We start from the raw sequence: 20,201 nt of genomic DNA, 5'->3' as shown, positions 1-20,201 counted from the left end.
CGGCGAACTCATCCGCGAGCTAACCATCGACCCCACCAGGGACTATCAACCCCGCGGCGTGCCCTGCGGCCGCCCAAAGAAAAAGCCCTAAACCCCCAACAAGGGTTCAGAGCTATTCCTATGTCCTGATACATCACATGGAGCGGGCGACGGGAATCGAACCCGCGTAATCAGTTTGGAAGACTGAGGCTCTACCATTGAGCTACGCCCGCGTGTTTGCGTGAGCCCAAATGTACCGGTCGACCTGATCAAATCCGAATCGGCCCACCTGGAAGCGCGTCGCAGAGGTCGATTGCCGCTGAGCAGGCATCGGGCCGTAGGATTCGGGCGCAAGAAATACAGCACCGGGGTGTAGCGCAGCTTGGTAGCGCATCCGCTTTGGGAGCGGAAGGCCGCAGGTTCAAATCCTGTCACCCCGACACGCCCAACGAAGTCCCGCACGAGAACAAGACTGAACCGAGGAGTACCGCCGTGAAGAGCACCGTCGAGAAGTTGAGCCCGACCCGGGTTCGCATCAATGTGGAGGTGCCCTTCACGGAATTGCAGCCCGACTTCGACCGGGCCTACAAGGAACTCGCCAAGCAGGTCCGGCTGCCCGGCTTCCGCCCCGGCAAGGCGCCGGCCAAGCTGCTCGAGGCCCGCATCGGCCGTGGCGCGGTGCTGGAGCAGGTCGTCAACGACGCGCTGCCCAGCCGCTACAGCGAAGCCGTCACCGCCACCGAGGTGACGCCGCTGGGCCAGCCCGAGATCGAGGTCACCAAGATCGAGGACGGCGAGGAACTGGTGTTCACCGCCGAGGTCGACGTGCGACCCGAGATCGAACTCCCTGATCTGAGCGCGCTCAAGATCGAGGTCGAGGCGATCGAGATCAACGACGAGGAAGTCGACGCCGAACTGGAGTCGCTGCGCGCCCGCTTCGGCACCCTCAAGGGCGTCGAGCGGCCCGCCCAGACCGGCGACTTCGTGTCGATCGATCTGTCGGCCACCGTCAACGGCGAAGAGCTTCCCGACGCCGCCACCGAAGGCCTGTCCCACGAGGTCGGCTCCGGTCAGCTGATCGACGGCCTCGACGACGCCATCGTCGGGCTGTCCGAGGGGGAGTCGAAGGTCTTCACCACCAAGCTGGCCGCCGGCGAGCACGCCGGCGCCGACGCCGAGGTCACCGTCACCGTCAAGTCGATCAAGGAGCGCGAGCTTCCCGAGGCCGACGACGAATTCGCGCAGCTGGCAAGCGAATTCGACACCATCGACGAGCTGCGCGAGAACCTCGTCGAGCAGGTCAAACGCGTCAAGCGCATTCAGCAGGCCGAGAAGATTCGCGACAACGCCCTCGAGTTGCTGCTGGAGAAGACCGAGGTGCCGTTGCCCGAGGCCATCGTGCAGGCCCAGGTCGACCAGACCGTGCACAATGCGATCCACGGTCTCGACCATGACGAGGACAAGTTCGCGGAGACGCTCGAAGCCGAGGGCAGCTCGCGAGAGAAGTTCGACGCCGAAACCCGTGAGGCCGCCGAGAAGGCCGTCAAGACGCAGCTGCTCATGGACGCGATCGCCGACGACCTCGACATCCAGGTCGGTCAGAACGATCTGACCGAGCGGCTGGTGCTGATGTCGCGGCAGTACGGCATCGAGCCGGCGCAGCTGCTGCAGATCCTGCAGCAGAACAACCAGCTGCCTGCGATGTTCGCCGACGTGCGCCGTGGCCTGACCGTCGCCGCGGTGGTCGAGGCGGCCACCGTCACCGACAGCGAGGGCAACGTCGTCGACACCGCCGAGTTCTTCGGCCCGCCGGCCGGAGCCGAGGACGACGAAGTGGTGGCCGACGCCGACGACGTCGACATCGACGAGGTCGCCGAAGACGCCGAGGCCATCGAGAAGGACGTTGAGCAGGAAGCCGAGAAGTCCGAATAACGCCGACAGCGAAAGCGCACTCTCCCGGGAGTGCGCTCCGCCGTGGGTTCGTTAGGGTCGGGTAGAACAAAGCCGTAGAAAGCAGGTATCAAGTCGTGACTCATATGCGTTCGGGCGCGCCAGGGCTGAACCTCACTGACTCGGTGTACGAGCGATTGCTCGCCGAGCGCATCATCTTCCTGGGGTCCCAGGTCGATGACGACATCGCCAACCGGTTGTGCGCGCAGATCCTTCTGCTGGCCGCCGAGGATCCGACGAAGGACATCAACCTCTACATCAACTCGCCGGGCGGCTCGATCAGCGCCGGCATGGCGATCTACGACACCATGGTGCTCGCGCCGTGCGACGTCGCCACCTACGCGATGGGCATGGCCGCGTCGATGGGTGAGTTCCTGCTGGCGGCGGGCACCAAGGGCAAGCGCTACGCGCTGCCGCACGCCCGCATCCTCATGCACCAGCCGTTGGGCGGGATCACCGGCGGTGCGGCCGACATCGCCATCCAGGCTGAGCAGTTCGCGCTCATCAAGCGGGAGATGTTCCGGCTCAACGCCGAGTTCACCGGCCAGACGATCGAGCGCATCGAGGCCGACTCGGACCGTGACCGCTGGTTCACGGCTCAGGAAGCGCTGGAGTACGGCTTCGTCGACCACATCATCACCCACGCGAACTTCAACGGAGCGACCAATGCCTGATTACACAGATCCGCGGCTGGCGCCGCAGGGCCGCTACATCCTGCCGTCGTTCGTCGAGCACTCCAGCTGGGGCGTCAAGGAATCCAACCCCTACAACAAGCTGTTCGAGGAACGCATCATCTTCCTGGGTGTCCAGGTCGACGACGCCTCGGCCAACGACATCATGGCCCAGCTGCTGGTGCTGGAGTCGCTGGATCCCGATCGCGACATCACCATGTACATCAACTCACCGGGTGGCTCGTTCACCTCGCTGATGGCGATCTACGACACCATGCAGTACGTGCGCGCCGACATCCAGACGGTGTGCCTGGGGCAGGCCGCCTCGGCTGCCGCGGTGCTGCTGGCCGCGGGCACCCCGGGCAAGCGCCTCGCGCTGCCCAACGCCCGCGTGCTCATCCACCAGCCGTCGCTGGGCGGGGTCATCCAGGGCCAGTTCTCCGACCTGGAGATCCAGGCCGCCGAGATCGAGCGGATGCGGACCCTGATGGAAGAGACGCTGGCCCGCCACACCGGCAAGGATCCGGCTGTGATCCGCAAGGACACCGACCGCGACAAGATCCTCACCGCGGCCGACGCCAAGGAGTACGGGATCATCGACACGGTCCTGGAGTACCGGAAGCTCTCGGCTCAGAACGCTTGATGACGGTGGCTGCCGGGCCCACCCGGCGGCATCCGATGTTCGCGCCCGCCGCGGCCCGTCGGGTCGCGGCGTTCGGCGAACGCCTCGACGACACTGCACGGGTGGCGCAGCCGCGCGCCTCTCGGTTTGGTAACAGCGGCGACACGCCAAAACGTTCCGAGGCGACGAGAGCGGCGTCAGGGGATATGTTCACCATCACGCACGAATACCACTGGCGCGATTCGTCTTTATCTGTCGCACCGCGGCGGAGCAAGCGGGTAGCGTCGGGACAGAGCCCAACGCGGACTTGATAGCAACGATCGAAGACCCGGCGAAGGAAAGTAGGACCCCACCACCATGGCGCGTATCGGAGACGGCGGTGACCTGCTGAAGTGCTCGTTCTGCGGTAAGAGTCAGAAGCAGGTGAAGAAGCTCATAGCGGGTCCGGGCGTCTACATCTGCGACGAGTGCATCGACCTCTGCAACGAGATCATCGAAGAGGAGTTGGCCGACGCCGACGACGTCAAACTCGATGAGCTGCCCAAGCCGGCCGAGATCCGCGAGTTCCTGGAGAACTACGTCATCGGGCAGGACACCGCCAAGCGCACGCTGGCTGTCGCCGTCTACAACCACTACAAGCGCATCCAGGCACAGGAGAAGCACCGTGACTCCCGCGCCGAGCCGGTGGAGCTGGCCAAGTCCAACATCCTGATGCTCGGCCCGACCGGCTGCGGAAAGACCTACCTGGCGCAGACGCTGGCCAAGATGCTCAACGTGCCGTTCGCGATCGCCGATGCCACCGCGCTGACCGAAGCCGGATATGTGGGCGAGGACGTCGAGAACATTCTGCTCAAGCTGATCCAGGCCGCCGATTACGACGTGAAGCGCGCCGAGACCGGCATCATCTACATCGACGAGGTCGACAAGATCGCCCGCAAGAGCGAGAACCCGTCGATCACGCGCGACGTGTCCGGCGAGGGTGTCCAGCAGGCATTGCTGAAGATCCTCGAGGGCACGCAGGCATCGGTTCCGCCGCAGGGTGGCCGCAAGCATCCGCACCAGGAGTTCATCCAGATCGACACCACCAACGTGCTGTTCATCGTTGCGGGTGCGTTCGCCGGGCTGGAGAAGATCGTCTCCGACCGTGTCGGCAAGCGCGGTCTGGGCTTCGGCGCCGAGGTCAAGTCCAAGGCCGAGATCGACACCCAGGACCATTTCGCCGAGGTGATGCCCGAGGATCTGATCAAGTTCGGGCTGATCCCGGAGTTCATCGGTCGTCTGCCGGTGGTGGCCTCGGTGACCAACCTGGACAAGGAATCGTTGGTGCAGATCCTGTCCCAGCCGAAGAACGCCTTGGTCAAGCAGTACACCCGGTTGTTCGAGATGGACGGTGTCGAGCTCGAATTCGCCGACGACGCCCTCGACGCCATCGCCGATCAGGCGATCCATCGCGGCACCGGTGCCCGCGGTCTGCGCGCGATCATGGAAGAAGTCCTGCTGCCGGTGATGTACGACATCCCCAGCCGCGATGACGTCGCCAAGGTCGTGGTGACCAAGGAGACCGTCCAGGACAACGTCCTGCCGACGATCGTGCCGCGCAAGCCTGCGCGCCCCGAGCGCCGCGACAAGTCCGCCTAGGCGTCGTACGGTCTCTACATGAAGAGACTCCGCCACCGGTCCGCGGTGGCCGCGGTAGCCGTCACTGTTGGCCTGCTGGGTATCACCACGGCCTGTAGTTCCAACGAGAAGCCTGCGCCGACGACCAGCACGCCGACGACGACCACCACCACCACCACGCCGGTCAGCAGCAGCGTGCCTGCGCCGCCCTCGCCGACGGAAAAGGGCTCGGACGGTGGCGGACCCAACAGCTTCTCGCCGACGGTGAAGGCCCCGCCGCCGCCGACGGCGATTCCGGGGAACAACTGACCCACGGTCAGTGGCGGATGCGGTCGGCCCGACTGTAGACGTTCATCGATTCCCCACGCAGGAACGCGACCAGCGTCAGGCCCGATTGGGTGGCGAGGTCGACGGCCAGTGACGACGGCGCGGACACCGCGGCCAGCACCGGAATGCCGGCCATCACCGCCTTCTGGGTCAGCTCGAACGACGCGCGGCCGCTGACCAGCAGCACCGTGGCACTGAGCGGGATGTGCTTGGCTTCCAGAGCCCACCCGATGACCTTGTCGACGGCATTGTGGCGACCGACGTCCTCACGTACGGCGAGCAGCGCGCCGCCCGTCGTGAACAGCGCCGCCCCGTGCAGTCCACCGGTGCTGGCGAAAACCTTTTGCGCCGAGCGCAGTTGGTCCGGCATCGCGGTCAACACCGAAGCCTGGACCGTCGCCGGGTCGTCGCCGGGGGAGTGCTGGCTGGTGAGTCGCACCGCGTCGATCGAAGCCTTGCCGCACACCCCGCACGAGGAGGTGGTGTAGAAGTTTCGGGTCACGTCGACGTCCGGCATCGGTATGCCGGGGCGCAGCGTCACGTCGAGGACGTTGTAGGTGTTCACCCCGTCGGCCTCCGCGCCGCGGCAATACCGCACGGTGAGCACGTCGTCGCGATGGGCGATGAGTCCTTCGGTCAGCAAGAAGCCCTGCGCCAGTTCGACATCGGATCCCGGTGTGCGCATGGTGACCGTCAGCGGGGTCCCGTTCACCCGGATCTCCAGCGGCTCCTCGACCACCAGCGTCTCCGGACGCTCGGTGGCGGTGCCGTCGTAGACGTGACTGGCCCGTCGCCGCGCGGTCACCCTGCCCATGCGGCGCCTTTCTCGGGGTTCTGTCCACCCGGTTCCAGCCGGATGACGACCGCCTTCGACACCGGCGTATTCGACCGGGCGGCAACGTGATCCAGCGGTACGAGGGGGTTGGTCTCGGGGTAGTAGGCGGCGGCGTTACCGACCGGCGTGGAGTAGGGCACCACCAGGAAGTCCTTGGCGCGGCGTTCCTGCAGCTGGCCCGCGCCGTCGGTGAACTCCGACACCAGGTCGACGCGGTCGCCTTCGGCGAGGCCGAGGGACTCGATGTCGGCGGGGTTGACGAACACGACACGGCGCCCGCCCTTGACGCCGCGGTAGCGGTCGTCCAGACCGTAGATGGTGGTGTTGTACTGGTCGTGGCTGCGCAGTGTCTGCAGTACCAGCCGCCCCGGCGGTACCGGCACCCACCGCATCGGGTTCACCGCGAAGTTCGCTTTGCCCGTGACGGTCGGGAATTCACGGGAATCCCGTGGCGGATGCGGCAATTGGAAGCCATCGGGCTGACGCACCCGGGTGTTGTAGTCGGCGCAGCCCGGCACCACCTCGGCGATCGCGTCGCGGATCGTGTCGTAGTCGGCGGCGAAGCTCTCCCACGGGACCGGGTGATCGGCGCCCAGCACGGTGCGGGCCAGCTGGCAGATGATCGCGACCTCGCTGCGGACCTGGTCGCTGGGCGGTGTCAGGCTACCGCGCGACAGGTGCACCATCGACATCGAATCTTCAACCGAGACAACTTGTTTGTGACCGTTCACCAGGTCGCGGTCGGTGCGGCCCAGGGTGGGCAGGATCAATGCCGTGCGCCCGTGCACCACGTGGCTGCGATTGAGCTTGGTCGAGATCTGCACGGTCAGCGCGCAGGTGCTCAGCGCCGACTCGGTGACCGCGGTGTCCGGGGTGGCCGAGGCGAAGTTGCCGCCCATCGCGAGGAACACCGAAGCCCGGCCGTCGCGCATCGCCCGAATCGCGTCGACGGTGTCGAAGCCGTGCTTGCGGGGACTGGCGATGCCGAATCGGGTGTCGAGCGCGGCAAGGAACGGCTCGGGCGCCTTCTCCCAGATCCCCATCGTGCGGTCGCCCTGAACATTGGAGTGACCACGCACCGGGCATACCCCGGCGCCGGGCTTTCCGATCATGCCGCGCAGCAATAGCAGGTTGGTCATCTCGGCGATCGTCGCGACGGCGTGGGTGTGCTGGGTGATACCCATCGCCCAGCACACGATCGTGCGCTGCGACCCCGCGAGCATGCCGGCGACCCGGTCGAGCTGCGCGCGGTCGATACCGGTGGCGTCGGTGACGGTGTCGAGGTCGACCGAGCGGGCCTCGGCGAGATACTCGTCGAATCCGTGGCAGTGCGCGTCGACGAATTCGCGGTCGATCACACTGCCGGGGGCGCGGTCGTCGGCCTCCACCAGCAGCCGGCCCAGCCCCTTGAACAGAGCGAGGTCACCGCCCAGGCGAATCTGGACGAACTCGTCGGCGATCGGCACACCATGCCCGACCACCCCGTGGACCTTCTGCGGATCCTTGAATCGGATGAGGCCCGCCTCGGGGAGCGGATTGACGGCGATGATCTTGGCGCCGTTGGCTTTCGCCTTCTCCAGCACGTACAGCATCCGCGGATGGTTGGTGCCGGGATTCTGCCCGGCGATCACGATCACGTCGGCGTGCTCGATGTCGTCGACGGTCACCGAGCCCTTGCCGACGCCGATGGAGTCGATCAGCGCGGTGCCTGATGATTCGTGACACATGTTGGAGCAGTCCGGCAGGTTGTTGGTGCCGAAGCTGCGTACCAGCAACTGGTAGAGGAACGCGGCCTCGTTGCTGGTGCGGCCGGAGGTGTAGAACACGGCCTCGTCCGGGGATGCCAGCCCGGTGAGGTGGTCGGCGATCAGCCGGTAGGCGTCGTCCCACCCGATCGGGGTGTAGTGCTGCGCACCGGGGCGAAGGACCATCGGGTGAGTGAGCCGCCCCTGCTGGGACAGCCAGTACTCGGGCTTGGCGGCCAGCTCGGCCACCGAATGGCGGGCGAAGAACTCCGGGGTGACCCGGCGCTTGGTGGCCTCCTCGGCCACCGCTTTGGCGCCGTTCTCGCAGAACTCGGCGAGCTTGCGATTGTCGTGTTCCTCGGGCCACGCGCACCCGGGACAGTCGAAGCCGTGGCGCTGGTTGATCCGTGCCAGGGTGGACAGGGTTCGGACGGGACCCATCTGCTCCAGGGCGCGCTGCATGGTGACCATCACGGCCTTCACCCCGGCGGCCTCGTCTTTGCGGTCGCTGACGTTGACGGCTCGTTCGTCATAGTCGGCGGGGATGTCGCGGCCGGTGCTCATACCCTCAAATCTAGGCCGCCGTGCCGGCCGCCGACACTAACGGGCGGACTTGGCGGTCCCCTTGCTGCCCGTCGGGCGGGTGTCGCGTGCTCGAGGCGAATCGCTGGGCCGGCGGTTGGCGGTGGCTGTGGCGGACGCCGCGGCGGAAGACGAGTGCCTGGGCCGGGCTCCCGCGACGCCTCGCGCCGACGTGGCGGAGGCGGTGGCGCGCGTGGTGCTCGCGTCGACCTTGGTGGTGTCGCCGGCTGCCAGGCGGCCGCTCGGAGTGCGGAGGGCCCGGGCTGCGGCCGGGGCCACGGCTGCCGAGGCGGATCCGCCGGTCAGGGTGGCCGAGATGGACTGCAGCACATTCCTGACGACGTCGACCATCATGGCGATGCCCTTGGCTGCGGCGGTCACCACCTCAGTGATGCCGGCTTGCACGGCCGCCCCGAATCCATCCGAACCCGCTGCGGCGGCGGTCTTGATGAAGGCATCCACCACTGCCCCGACGACTGGTAGCGCCGCCTCGGGAATGGCCGCGAGAACCGTGAACGCACCGCCGATCACGGTGGGAGCCAACGCGATCATCGGGCCGATCTGATTCAGAATCCCCGACAGCGGTGAGCTCAGGTCGCCGCCGGTCGGTGGGGACAGGAGCAGGCTGACATTGACCATTGCCTCACCCAGCGGCGTGCCTTGCGCCAGTTGGTCGAGCAACTCGGTGTTGATGAACTGCATCGTCGCGGCGGCGTCTGGATTGAACGCGGCCAGCGCCGTCATGATCGCCAAAACCTGTGGCAGGCCGAAGGGTAACGGCACGCCGGGGACTGCAGCAGCCGACGCCGGCTGCAGGTTGTGCCATGCAGCAGCGCTGTCCAGGCTGGTGAGTTGGAACGCGCTCGTGTGCGTGGCTATCGGTGAGGTCGGCGAACCGTGCGGATCGAGTGTCGGCGTCCCTGCCACGACGACACAGACGGCTAGCGGTGCGATGACGGTTGATCGGAACATATCTACCCCCAGAGGTTGAATTCAAATCTCCCTGTACCCGGTATACGACGTTTGAATCCTTGCTGAACAAAAATTTGGCAACTCGTCAATATTTCTTTTTTAGCTGATCTACGTGCGGAAACCCCAGTTGAACCCGGTATTTGTTTGCTCAATTTTAGTTTGCGAAAAGTTGTTGCGGATCAGGCCGCATTCTGTCGTTGACGCAGGCGTAACGAGATCGGCATGGAAGCGACCTAACGTGGGCCGGTCACACGCCCGCGAGCAGACGGGGGCGTCTTGGGTGCAGAGGAAAGACAGTTGAGCGGAAACGCGGCCCGCCTTCAGGCGATCGTCAATGTCGAGGCGTACGAGCCTCCCCCTTTCAGCTTCGATCCGGGCGAAGCGCCAGGCGAGATCTTCGGCGCCAACGTCTTCACCCTGGCCGAAATGCGGCTTCGGCTGCCTAAATCGGTGTACAAGTCGGTCGTCGCGACCATCGAGAAGGGCGCGAAGCTCGATCCGGCAGTCGCCGACGCCGTCGCCTCGGTGATGAAGGACTGGGCATTGTCGAAGGGCGCGACCCACTACGCGCACGTCTTCTACCCGATGACCGGTCTCACCGCCGAAAAGCACGACAGCTTCCTGGAGCCGGTGAGCGACGGCGCGACACTCGCCGAATTTGCAGGTAAGACCCTGATTCAGGGCGAGCCCGACGCATCGAGCTTCCCGTCGGGCGGTCTGCGCAGCACGTTCGAGGCGCGCGGGTATACCGGCTGGGACGTCACCAGCCCGGCCTACATTCTGGAGAACCCGAACGGCAACACCCTGTGCATCCCGACCGTGTTCGTGTCGATGACCGGTGAGGCTCTCGATTTCAAGACCCCGCTGCTGCGTAGCCAGCAGGCGATGGGTGCACAGGCTGAGCGAATCCTGAAGTTGTTCGGCCACAAGGATTTCGATCACATCGTGTCGTTCTGCGGCCCTGAGCAGGAGTACTTCCTGGTCGACCGGCACTTCTTCCTGGCTCGTCCCGATTTGATCAACGCCGGCCGCACGCTGTTCGGTGCGAAACCGCCCAAGGGTCAGGAATTCGACGACCACTACTTCGGTGCCATTCCCGACCGGGTGCTGGCGTTCATGATGGACACCGAGCGAGAGCTGTTCAAGCTCGGCATCCCGGCCAAGACCCGCCACAACGAGGTCGCGCCAGGCCAGTTCGAGATCGCGCCGATGTTCGAGCGGGCCAACATCGCGGCCGACCACCAGCAGCTGCTGATGACGACGTTCCGCAACATCGCCAAGAAGCACGGCATGGAGTGCCTGTTCCACGAGAAGCCGTTCGCCGGTGTCAATGGTTCTGGCAAGCACGTCAACTTCTCGATGGGCAACGCTCAATTCGGCAGTCTGCTGGTGCCGGGTGATACCCCACATGAGAACGCCCAGTTCCTGGTGTTCTGTGCCGCAGTGATCCGTGCCGTGCACAAGTTCGGTGGGTTGCTCAGGGTCTCCGTGGCCTCGGCCACCAACGATCACCGACTTGGCGCGAACGAGGCACCGCCGGCCATCATCTCGATCTTCCTCGGCGCTCAGCTGGCCGACGTGTTCGAGCAGATCGCCAAGGGGGCGGCCACGTCGTCAAAGGGCAAGGGCGTCATGCACATCGGTGTCGACACGCTGCCCGAGCTGCCGACCGATCCGGGCGACCGAAACCGGACCAGTCCATTTGCGTTCACCGGCAACCGATTCGAGTTCCGCGCGCCGGGCTCGGGGCAGACGATCAATGTCCCGATGATCATTCTCAACACCATCATGGCCGATTCGCTCGACTACATGGCCACCGTGCTGGAGACGGCCGTCGCTGGCGGCGAGAGCTTCGACGAGGCGGTGCAGAAGCTGCTCACCGAGATCATCACCGAGCACGGTGCAGTCGTGTTCAACGGCGACGGTTACTCGGAGAACTGGCAGATCGAGGCGGCCGAGCGCGGCCTGCCGAACCTGAAGACGACACTCGATGCCATTCCGCAGCTGGTGACACCGGAGGCGATCGAGGTCTTTGAGCGGTACGGGGTCTTCAACGCTCGGGAGCTGCACAGCCGCGAAGAGGTCCGGTACGAGACATATGCCCTGACGGTCAGCGTCGAAGCCAAGTTGACCCTCGAGATGGGCTCGACGGTGATCCTGCCTGCGGCCGTTCGGTACCAGACCGAGTTGGCGCAGAACGTCGCGGCGCTGAAAGCAGCCGGGGTGGAGGCAAACACCACCTTGCTGGAGACCGTGTCCACGCCGATTTCGGAGCTGACCGCCGCGTTGGCCGCACTCAAGGAAGCGCTGGGTGCACACGGCGGCGACACCTCGAAGGAGGAGGCCGAGCACGCGGCGAGCTTGCTGCCGCTGATGGATGCGGTGCGTGCGGCCGCGGACACGTTGGAAAGCCTTGTTGCCGACGACCTCTGGCCGCTGCCCACCTACCAGGAGATGCTCTACATCCTCTGAAGTTGCGATGTCGATGCCGACGCCCGGGAATCTCGGGCGTCGGCATTGTCGTCGTAGGGTCGAAAGTCCCTGCTGTTTTGTCTGCCTGCGACATAGGGTTGCGCGCATGACGGATCATGATCACCACTCGGATGTGCTCAGCGAACTGAACCCACAGCACCGGGCCCTGCGCCAGATGATTCCCGAGGTCTACGACGGGTTCGGTGCGCTGAGTCGGGCGGCGATGGGCGGCGGCGCGGTCGAGGCCAAGATCAAGGAACTGATCGCGATGGTGATCGGAGTCGTCCAGGGCTGCGACGGATGCATCGCCTCGCACGCCCGTGGTGCGGCCCGCGCGGGTGCCACCAAGCAGGAGGCGGCCGAGATCATCGGTGTCAGCATCATGATGCACGGCGGCCCGGCCACCATCTACGGCGCGCGCGCCTACACGGCTTTCTGCGAATTCGCCGACGCCGCTGGACCTCAGCCCTCGTAGCGCCTTGGTTTAACGTAGGAGGCGATCATGCGTACCGTCGAGGTCTTTGCCGACGTCCTGTGTCCATTCACCCACGTTGGGCTGCGGACGCTGGTCGACCGGCGCGGTGACCGCGGACTGGCCGAACCACGCCTGCGTATCCGAGCCTGGCCGCTCGAATTGATCAACGGCAGCCCGCTTGACCCCGACCACGTCGGTGCTGAGATCTCGGCGCTGCGGTCGTCGGTGCGTCCCGACCTCTTCGGGGGCTTCACGCCCGATGCTTTCCCGAGAACGTCGATGACCGCATACGCGCTGGCCGCTGCTGCTGACCGCGTCGGCGATCCCGTGCTGATCGAAGAAGTCGGCTTAGCGCTGCGCAACGCGGTTTTCGAAGAGGGGCTTGATATCGGGCGAACTGAGGTGGTCGAATCCATCGCCGATCGCTTCGGCCTGGCACCTCTCGACGCGGAGTCGACGTTGGTTGCGGTCCAAGCTGATTGGGATGAGGGCCGCGCTCGGGGTGTGGTGGGCTCACCGCACTTCTTCACCGAGGACGGCGGGGACTGGTTTTGCCCCGGGCTGGCAATCAGCCGCGACGATGTCGGCAACTTCGTCGTCGCCTGGAAACAGGGCACGGAGGCGTTCGTCGAACGCGTCTTCGGCTGATTCCAGTCAGATGACGGTGCCGGGCGCACCGTTATCGCGGATCACGGGTTGCCCGATCCGCTGCCAAGCCCCCATACCGCCGACCAGGTTGTAGACGGTCAACCCGGCAGCTGCGAGTTTCGTTGCCGCCGAGCCGGATCGGTTCCCCGACCGGCACACCGCCACAATCGGCGCGGCTGTTTCGAAGGTGCGCGCGTCCAAGTCGCCGAGTCGCACATGAATCGCTCCAGGAGCGTGTCCGGCGCTCCACTCGTCGTCCTCGCGTACGTCGAGCAGGACGGCGCCGGCGTTGTTGACAAGCTCCATCGCGCCGGTGGGGTCGATCTCCAACACATTCATCACACTCGCCTTTCCCTCGGATGGCCGAATCGATGCGCCGGCCGGGATGCCTGGGATGCCAGAAGGGGCGGTGTTCACCGCGGACCGTCCTGGCTTCCTTCGATAGTCACATCATATACCCGCGGGGGTATATAGAGGAGGGGTTAGCACCCGCGGATTGTCTGGTCCGTCACAGTTCGAAGCATCGGAATAAGATACCCCCTGGGGTACATTATGATACCCATAGGGGTATAGCCAATATGGCGATGCCGACAGACCAAGAAGGAAGACGGCGATGATTCTGCAGCAGTACTACCTGGACTGCCTGTCCCACGCTTCGTACCTGATCGGTGATGAAACCACCGGCCGTGCAGTCGTTGTCGACCCGCAGCGTGACGTGGCGGAGTATGTGGCCGATGCCAAGAAGCGTGGGTTGACCATCGAGTTGGTGATCGAAACCCATTTCCACGCCGATTTTCTGTCCGGCCACCTGGAGCTGGCCGCGGCGACCGGGGCGAAGATCGTCTACTCCTCGGTCGCGGAGACCGAGTTCGACTCCATGGGCGTTGCCGACGGCCAGCGCTATTCTCTCGGTGACGTCACGCTGGAGTTCCGACACACTCCCGGCCACACGCCGGAGTCGATGAGCGTGGTGGTCTACGAGCACGCCGGCGATTCCGTTCCCTATGGCGTGATGACCGGGGACACCTTGTTCATCGGCGATGTCGGCCGGCCTGATCTACTCGCCTCGATTGGATTCACCCGCGAGGAGCTCGCCGACAAGCTGTACCACTCGCTGCACGACAAGCTGATGACGCTGCCTGACGCGACGCGGGTGTATCCCGCACACGGTGCCGGCTCGGCCTGCGGCAAGAACCTGTCAACGGACCTGTGGTCGACGATGGGTGACCAGAAGGCGACCAACTACGCGCTGCGCGCACCCGACAAGACGACGTTCATGAGCCTCGTCACGGAGGGTCAGCCGCCCGCACCCGGGTATTTCGTCTACGACGCCATCCTCAACCGCAAGGATCGCGGACTGCTGGATGAGACCAAGATGCCGCCCGCCATGACCTACGACCAGGTCCGTGCCGCGATCGACGGAGGCGCCGTCCTCGTGGACGGGCGAACCCCTGAGGAATTCGCCCAAGGCCATCTTCGCAGCGCGATCAACATCGGACTCGAAGGTCGTTACGCCGAGTTCGCCGGATCGGTGCTTCCGTCCGACGTCGACATCGTCCTCTTGACCGAACCCGGTCAGGAACTGGAAGGCAAGAACCGGCTCGCCCGGATCGGTTTCGATCGGGTGATCGGCTACCTGGACAAGCCTTTCGAAGTGATGTTCAAGAATCCCGGCGACGTTGCAGTTGCCTCCCGGCTGACCGCCCAGGCATTCGATCAGCGCGCCGCGGAGCTGGCTGACCTACAGATTGTCGACGTGCGCAACCCGGGTGAGGTCGCGGCGGGCGCCGTTCCGAATGCCATTGCGATTCCGGTCGGCCAGTTGCCTTCCCGATTGGATGAACTGGATCCCACCAAGCCCACCGTCGTGTACTGCGCCGGCGGCTACCGGTCGTCGGTCGCCGCGAGCCTGTTGCGGCAGAACGGTTTCCCCGATGTGAGCGACATCCTGGGCGGCTATGGCGCCTGGGACGACGCCCACCAGAACGCCTGATTTTCCAAGGAGGACAGACACCATGACCATCACAGCCAAACATCAGATCCTGATCGTCGGCGGCGGAACTGCCGGTATCACCGTCGCGGCGCGGATGCTCCGTAAGGGCTACACCGACGTCGCCGTGATCGAACCGTCGAGCAAGCACTACTACCAACCGTTATGGACGTTGGTCGGCGCCGGACAGGCGAAGGCCTCGACGACCGAGCGCGACGAGTCCTCAGTCATGCCCAAGGGCGCCACCTGGATCAAGAACGCCGCCAGTGCCTTTGCCCCCGACGACAACACGGTGACGTGCGTCGACGGAGCGACCTACGAGTATGACGTGCTCGTCGTGAGCCCGGGCATCCAGCTCGACTGGAACCGCACCGAGGGCCTGGAGGACGCCCTGGGCCACGACGGGGTCTCGTCGAACTACCGGTTCGACCTCGCACCGCGCACCTGGGACTTCATCCGTAACCTGCGTTCGGGAACCGCGGTGTTCACCGTTCCGTCCGGCGCCATCAAGTGCGCCGGCGCCCCGCAGAAGATCGCCTACCTGGCATCAGACTATTGGCGCAAGCAGGGAGTGCTCTCCGACATCGACGTCCACCTGGTCATGCCGGGTGCGCGGCCGTTCGGCATTCCGGCGATCGCGGACAGCCTCGACAAGGTCATCGCCGACTACGGAATCACCTTGCATACCAGTTCCGAAGTGACGTCGGTCGACGCCGCGGCGCGCAAGGTCGGCATCACCAGCGTCGCCCCCGGCGGGACGGACACCATGCTGCCGTACGACGTATTGCACGCCGTCCCGCTGCAGTCGGCGCCGGACTGGATCAAGACCAGTCCGCTGTCGACCGGTGACGCAATGGGCTACGTCGATATCGACAAGCACACAATGCAACATGTGCGGTACCCGAATGTGTTCAGTCTGGGTGACGCTGGTTCGTCGCCGAACTCAAAGACGGGTGCCGCGATCCGCAAACAAGCCCCCGTGGTCGCCGACAACATCGACGCGTTCTTGACGAACCAGCCACTGCGGGCATCGTACGACGGTTACTCCTCGTGCCCGATCATCACCTCGTCGCACGCGATGCTGCTCGCCGAGTTCGACTACGACCTGCAGTTGGAACCCACATTCCCTCTGCTCAATCCGACCACGCCGCATCGCGCCTACTGGTACCTGAAGAAGTACGGGCTCCCGTTCATGTACTGGAATCTGATGCTCAAGGGCCTGGCTTAGCAATTCGCTTGCAACACAGAAGACTTGCATCCCAAAGGATCCCAAAGGAAAGGAATCACAATGACAACCAGCAACCTGACCGCCGCCGACTTCGAAGCGACGGTCACCGAGAATCCAGTTGTGCTCATCGACTTCTGGGCTTCCTGGTGCGGCCCGTGCCGCGCCTTCGCTCCGATCTTCGACCGCTCGTCGAAGTCGCACCCCGACGTGGTTCACGCCAAGGTCGACACGGAAGCGCAGCAGGAACTCGCCGCCGCACTGGAGATCCAAGCCATCCCGACGATCATGGCGTTTCGCGACGGCATCCTCGTCTACCGCCAGCCGGGTGCGATGCCGGCTGCCGCACTCGAGGACCTGATCACCCGGGTCAAGGAACTCGACATGGAAGACGTCCGCGCCAAGATCGCCGCGAAGTCCTGAATGGTATTCGGCCCCAACACCTGAAAGTTGCCCGAGAGCGGGACGCTCGACGGTCGACGGTCGTACTCCGGAGCCTTAGCTACCGGCCGGCCCGGAATCCCTGAGGTGTTCGCTGAAGAACGCGAACACCCGCTGCCAGGCGTCCTCGGCTTCGGGGCGTGAATAGTTCATCTTCACCACGCGTTCGATGACCTTCACCGGTCGCGGGGTGTCCCAGTTGTTCATGAAGGAATGCCCGACAGTCGGATATTCCTTGATGTCGCGCGGCACGTCGTTGGTCGACAGCAGGTCTTCCAGTTTGTCGGCCGCACCCTTGAGCATCCAGTCCTTGGCGCCGTAACTGGCCACGGTCGGGCACGAGTTCGGGATCGCCGAGATGTCCGAGGGCCATTCCCCGTAATTGGGGGCCGAGGCGTCGAAGTGCCCGGTCGGTGCCAGCACGAGGCAGAACCCACCGCCCATGCAGAATCCGATCACGCCGACTTTGCCGTTGCACGCCGGGTCGGCTACCAGGTGGTCGCGGGCGGCGATGAGGTCATCGACGGCGGTCCCTTTGCCGTTCTTGAACGCCTGCAGGGTGCGCACCACGCAGAGCAGCCGATTACCCCGGTGATACAGCGCCGGGGTGATCGCGAGGTAGCCGTTGTCGGCGAACCGGTCGGTGATGCGTTTGATGTCACCCGTCATGCCCATCGCGTCGTGCACGATCACGACGCCGGGCCACGGTCCGTCGCCGGCCGGCCGTGCTTGATAGGCAGGCAGCGGGCCCGCCGGAGCGGGAAACGTGGTCTCCATGGAAGGGCATCTTGCCCGTTAGGTGATCAACTCCGCCAGGGGTTGTTGCCGGCGTCCCAGGCTTTCTGGATGTCCGGGTAGATCGACGTCTGATCGGTGGGTACCGAATTCTTCGTCATCCGGGTGCGCTCGTCGGCCAGGACCTCGGGCGAGCCGCCCTCGATGGCGTCCATGGTCTGGGCCGCGACGTCCTCGGGTGCGATCTTCGGGCCGTCGATCACCGCGGCCATATCGGTGTCGATGAACCCGGCGTGCACACCGACGACATGCGTGCCCTGGCCGCGCAACTCGATCCGCAGCGCGTTGGTCAACGCCCACTCGGCGGCCTTGGAAGCCCCGTAGGAGGCGTTGAAGGGAGAGACGAAGAAGCTGACCACCGACAGCATATTCACCAGTGCGCTGCCGCCCGGCTGTGCGGCCAGGACGGGCGCGAACGCGCGTGCCATCGCCAGCGTGCCGAAGTAGTTGGTCTCCATCTCGACCCGGGCGGCATCGGGATCCTCGGCGGTCAGGAACGGCGACTGCAGCATGGCGCCGGCGTTGTTGATCAACACCGACACGTCGGCGCAGGCCTGCGCCGCGGCGCGCACGGCGTCAGCGTCGGTGATGTCCAGGGCGACCGGTACCACCCGCGAATCGTCGAACGCGACGCTGCTCGGGTTACGGGCGGCGGCGTAGACCTTGGTGGCGCCGCGGTCCAGCAGCGCCTGGGTGAACGCCCGGCCGAGGCCGCGGTTGGCGCCTGTGACCAGTGCGATGCTGCCCTCGATGGCTTTGCCGTTGGTTGCGGCCATGGTCTGCTCCTCGGTGTCGGTTACCTGGGGTCAACACCTACCGGCAGGCGCGGTATTTCGCGACGTAGTCCGTCATCGTCGCCAACTGGTAGCGCGAAAGTTCGCGAGCGTTCTCATCTCACGCGCCCGTGATCGTCTCGCGGGCCACCATCTGGACCTCAACCGGCATGCCGCCGCGCAGCGACTGGACGCCGGCTTCGCATACCGCCGCGGCGGCGTAGCCGTCCCACGCCGACGGGCCGTCTACGTAATTTCCGGTCGATGACCCCTCCCGGGCCGCGGCCACCCAGCGCTGGAACTCCGTGTCGTAGGCCTGCCCGAAGCGTTCCCGGAAGCCGGGCGTGATCTGGCCTCCCCAGGTGCCCGGCGCGGTCTTGCGGATCAGGCCGACGTCCAAACCGATCATGGCGCTGCCCTTTTCGGCAACCACCTCGGTGCGTACCTCATAAGCCACACCGGTGGTCACGAACAGCTCGACATCAACATGCTTGCCGGATGCGGTGCGCATGATGGCGATCTGTGGGTCGGCCACCCCGTCGGGCGCCCCCGGGTTGGCCGACGGCGTGATGATCTGGATGGAGACGATCTCTTCGTCGAACAGGAAGCGCGTCACATCGACCTCGTGCACCAGCGAGTCGCGGACGATCATCGCGCTGTCGAATGACGGCGGCACGGCGGGGTTGCGGTGCGCACAGTGCAACACCAGCGGGCGACCCAGTTCGCCCGAGTCCAGCATCGCTTTCAGCGCGGCGTACTCGTGGTCGAAGCGGCGCATGAAACCGACTTGAATGAGCCGCTTTCCGAGCTCGGCCTCACGTTTGACCACCTCCAACGAGGTCTCCACATCGGTGGTCAGCGGCTTCTCGCACAGCACCGGCTTGCCGTGCTCCAGGCAGGCCAGCAGTTGCTTCTCGTGGGCGGGTCCCGGCGTGGCCAGCACGACGGCGTCGACGTCCGGGTCGGCGATGGCGTCCAGCGGATCGGCGACCACCCGGCAACCCGGCAGGCCCGCAGCGATCTGCTTGGCCTTGTCGGTGAGGTAGTCGTTGACGATGGTCACATGGGCGCCGGAGATCGTCGACGTCAGGCGGGCGACGTGGTCGGCGCCCATGATGCCGACACCGAGTACGGCGACACGAAGGTCAGACATGGGGTGAATCTCTCCTGAACTAGAACCGGACGGACGGGACGCCGCAGGACCCGAGGTAGGTGCGGGTGCGCGTGGCGATGGGCAGCGGAGCGTCGACCTCGCACGGGTACATGTCCTGCTCGACGATCGCGAACACGTCGATGCCGAGCTTCTCGATCTCGGCGAGAAGCGGTGGCATGTCCGGGATTCCGTGGGGCGGCTCGATCATCGCGCCGAGCTTGACGGCCTCGCCGAACGGTAGGTCCTCGGCTTCGACCTTGGCCCGCACGTCCGGATCGACCTGCTTGAGATGCAGGTAACCGATGCGCTCGGGTGCGCGGCGGATGATCGCGATGTTGTCGCCGCCGCAATAGGAGATGTGACCGGTGTCCAGGCACAGGTTCACGAATGCGCCGTCGGTGCCGTCGAGAAAGCGGTAGACGTGCTCCTCGGTGTCGACGTGACTGTCGGCGTGCGGGTGGTACTGCGCGCGCACCCCATACTGCTCGAACATCGCCTTGCCCAGTTCGTTCATGCCCTGCGTCTTCTTGCGCCACTGCTCGGGTGTCAGAGTTCGGTCTTCCAGCACCGCGCCGGACGACGGGTCGCGCCACATCTCCGGGATCACCACGACATGCTTACCGCCAACGGCGGCAGTCAGTTTCGCGACGTCCTCGATCTGCTTCCAGACTGCGGACCACGAATCGTCGTGATGCAGGTGTTCGAAGACCGTCCCCGCCGAAAGCTTCAGGTTGCGCGCCGCCAGCTCATCCGAGAGCTGCCGAGGGTCAGTGGGCAGGTAGCCGAACGGACCCAGTTCGATCCACTGGTAGCCCGACGCAGCGACCTCGTCGAGGAACCGGGAGTACGGGGTCTGCTGCGGATCGTCGGGGAACCACACACCCCAGGAGTCGGGAGCGGAACCGACGAGGATAGTGCTCACGGTGCGT

19 protein-coding genes and 2 tRNA genes are annotated in these 20,201 nt (G+C 65.2%); 11 read left to right on the top strand and 10 right to left on the bottom strand.

What is annotated here, in order from left to right; translation table 11 throughout:
* Positions 1-138: 138 nt before the first annotated feature.
* Positions 139-212, bottom strand: a tRNA-Gly gene (locus AB4879_RS00470).
* Positions 213-345: 133 nt separating this feature from the next.
* On the opposite strand from AB4879_RS00470, the gene AB4879_RS00465 reads away from it, so the two are divergent.
* From AB4879_RS00465 to clpX, 5 genes are all read left to right on the top strand, one after another.
* Positions 346-419: transfer RNA gene (locus tag AB4879_RS00465), tRNA-Pro, on the top strand.
* 52 nt (positions 420-471) lie between these two features.
* Positions 472-1,911, top strand: coding sequence for a trigger factor (gene tig / locus AB4879_RS00460; protein ID WP_370505965.1), 1,440 nt, complete (start codon positions 472-474; stop codon positions 1,909-1,911).
* Positions 1,912-2,015: 104 nt separating this feature from the next.
* A complete protein-coding gene (locus tag AB4879_RS00455) occupies positions 2,016-2,603 on the top strand; it encodes an ATP-dependent Clp protease proteolytic subunit (protein ID WP_102805706.1) in 588 nt (195 codons plus the stop codon).
* Complete coding sequence (locus AB4879_RS00450; protein WP_240176935.1) at positions 2,596-3,243, top strand: ATP-dependent Clp protease proteolytic subunit; 648 nt, start codon at positions 2,596-2,598, stop codon at positions 3,241-3,243. The genes AB4879_RS00455 and AB4879_RS00450 overlap by 8 nt, the downstream gene beginning before the upstream one ends.
* A gap of 336 nt (positions 3,244-3,579) precedes the next feature.
* Entirely contained in the window at positions 3,580-4,860 is a 1,281-nt protein-coding gene (clpX, locus tag AB4879_RS00445; protein WP_083120235.1) for an ATP-dependent Clp protease ATP-binding subunit ClpX, read from the top strand.
* 14 nt (positions 4,861-4,874) lie between these two features.
* Here clpX and AB4879_RS00440 read toward each other — a convergent pair whose 3' ends face one another.
* From AB4879_RS00440 to AB4879_RS00425, 4 genes are read right to left on the bottom strand one after another with little or no spacing between them, the layout of a single operon-like run.
* Positions 4,875-5,153 carry a hypothetical protein gene (locus AB4879_RS00440; RefSeq protein ID WP_158248981.1) on the bottom strand — a complete coding sequence of 93 codons (279 nt, stop codon included), beginning with the start codon at positions 5,151-5,153 and terminating at the stop codon, positions 4,875-4,877.
* Between the two features lie 2 nt (positions 5,154-5,155).
* Positions 5,156-5,980: a formate dehydrogenase accessory sulfurtransferase FdhD gene (fdhD, locus tag AB4879_RS00435; RefSeq protein ID WP_370505964.1), complete on the bottom strand. Its 825-nt coding sequence runs from the start codon at positions 5,978-5,980 to the stop codon at positions 5,156-5,158.
* Entirely contained in the window at positions 5,968-8,310 is a 2,343-nt protein-coding gene (locus tag AB4879_RS00430; protein ID WP_370505963.1) for an FdhF/YdeP family oxidoreductase, read from the bottom strand. The genes fdhD and AB4879_RS00430 overlap by 13 nt, the downstream gene beginning before the upstream one ends.
* A gap of 36 nt (positions 8,311-8,346) precedes the next feature.
* Complete coding sequence (locus AB4879_RS00425; RefSeq protein ID WP_370505962.1) at positions 8,347-9,111, bottom strand: hypothetical protein; 765 nt, start codon at positions 9,109-9,111, stop codon at positions 8,347-8,349.
* 486 nt (positions 9,112-9,597) lie between these two features.
* Between AB4879_RS00425 and AB4879_RS00420 the strand changes: the two genes are divergently transcribed.
* From AB4879_RS00420 to AB4879_RS00410, 3 genes are all read left to right on the top strand, one after another.
* Entirely contained in the window at positions 9,598-11,772 is a 2,175-nt protein-coding gene (locus AB4879_RS00420; protein ID WP_370505961.1) for a glutamine synthetase III, read from the top strand.
* 106 nt (positions 11,773-11,878) lie between these two features.
* Positions 11,879-12,247, top strand: a complete 369-nt coding sequence (locus tag AB4879_RS00415) for a carboxymuconolactone decarboxylase family protein (protein WP_036344352.1) — start codon at positions 11,879-11,881, stop codon at positions 12,245-12,247.
* A 27-nt stretch (positions 12,248-12,274) separates the two neighbouring features.
* On the top strand, positions 12,275-12,895 hold the full coding sequence (locus AB4879_RS00410; RefSeq protein ID WP_370505960.1) for a DsbA family protein: 621 nt from the start codon (positions 12,275-12,277) through the stop codon (positions 12,893-12,895).
* Between the two features lie 6 nt (positions 12,896-12,901).
* Here the strand turns inward: AB4879_RS00410 and AB4879_RS00405 are convergent, their stop codons facing one another.
* The gene (locus AB4879_RS00405; protein ID WP_102805699.1) at positions 12,902-13,234 is read right to left on the bottom strand and encodes a rhodanese-like domain-containing protein; all 333 of its coding nucleotides are present in this window, start codon (positions 13,232-13,234) and stop codon (positions 12,902-12,904) included.
* A 274-nt stretch (positions 13,235-13,508) separates the two neighbouring features.
* On the opposite strand from AB4879_RS00405, the gene AB4879_RS00400 reads away from it, so the two are divergent.
* From AB4879_RS00400 to trxA, 3 genes are read left to right on the top strand one after another with little or no spacing between them, the layout of a single operon-like run.
* Positions 13,509-14,888 carry a rhodanese-like domain-containing protein gene (locus AB4879_RS00400; protein WP_370505959.1) on the top strand — a complete coding sequence of 460 codons (1,380 nt, stop codon included), beginning with the start codon at positions 13,509-13,511 and terminating at the stop codon, positions 14,886-14,888.
* A gap of 22 nt (positions 14,889-14,910) precedes the next feature.
* The gene (locus tag AB4879_RS00395; protein WP_370505958.1) at positions 14,911-16,113 is read left to right on the top strand and encodes an FAD-dependent oxidoreductase; all 1,203 of its coding nucleotides are present in this window, start codon (positions 14,911-14,913) and stop codon (positions 16,111-16,113) included.
* A gap of 60 nt (positions 16,114-16,173) precedes the next feature.
* On the top strand, positions 16,174-16,533 hold the full coding sequence (gene trxA, locus AB4879_RS00390) for a thioredoxin (protein ID WP_370505957.1): 360 nt from the start codon (positions 16,174-16,176) through the stop codon (positions 16,531-16,533).
* 75 nt (positions 16,534-16,608) lie between these two features.
* Here trxA and AB4879_RS00385 read toward each other — a convergent pair whose 3' ends face one another.
* The 4 genes from AB4879_RS00385 to AB4879_RS00370 form a co-directional block, all read right to left on the bottom strand.
* On the bottom strand, positions 16,609-17,328 hold the full coding sequence (locus tag AB4879_RS00385; protein ID WP_370505956.1) for a dienelactone hydrolase family protein: 720 nt from the start codon (positions 17,326-17,328) through the stop codon (positions 16,609-16,611).
* A 26-nt stretch (positions 17,329-17,354) separates the two neighbouring features.
* Entirely contained in the window at positions 17,355-18,122 is a 768-nt protein-coding gene (locus AB4879_RS00380) for an SDR family oxidoreductase (RefSeq protein ID WP_370505955.1), read from the bottom strand.
* 118 nt (positions 18,123-18,240) lie between these two features.
* Complete coding sequence (locus AB4879_RS00375; protein WP_370505954.1) at positions 18,241-19,272, bottom strand: Gfo/Idh/MocA family protein; 1,032 nt, start codon at positions 19,270-19,272, stop codon at positions 18,241-18,243.
* A 19-nt stretch (positions 19,273-19,291) separates the two neighbouring features.
* Positions 19,292-20,194, bottom strand: a complete 903-nt coding sequence (locus tag AB4879_RS00370; RefSeq protein ID WP_370505953.1) for a sugar phosphate isomerase/epimerase family protein — start codon at positions 20,192-20,194, stop codon at positions 19,292-19,294.
* Positions 20,195-20,201: the final 7 nt, after the last annotated feature.

The sequence above is a fragment of the Mycobacterium sp. SA01 genome (assembly GCF_041287105.1).
GTDB lineage: Bacteria > Actinomycetota > Actinomycetes > Mycobacteriales > Mycobacteriaceae > Mycobacterium.
The sequence above is the reverse complement of the archived record's forward strand: the minus strand, read 5'-3'. Positions and strand labels throughout refer to the sequence as shown.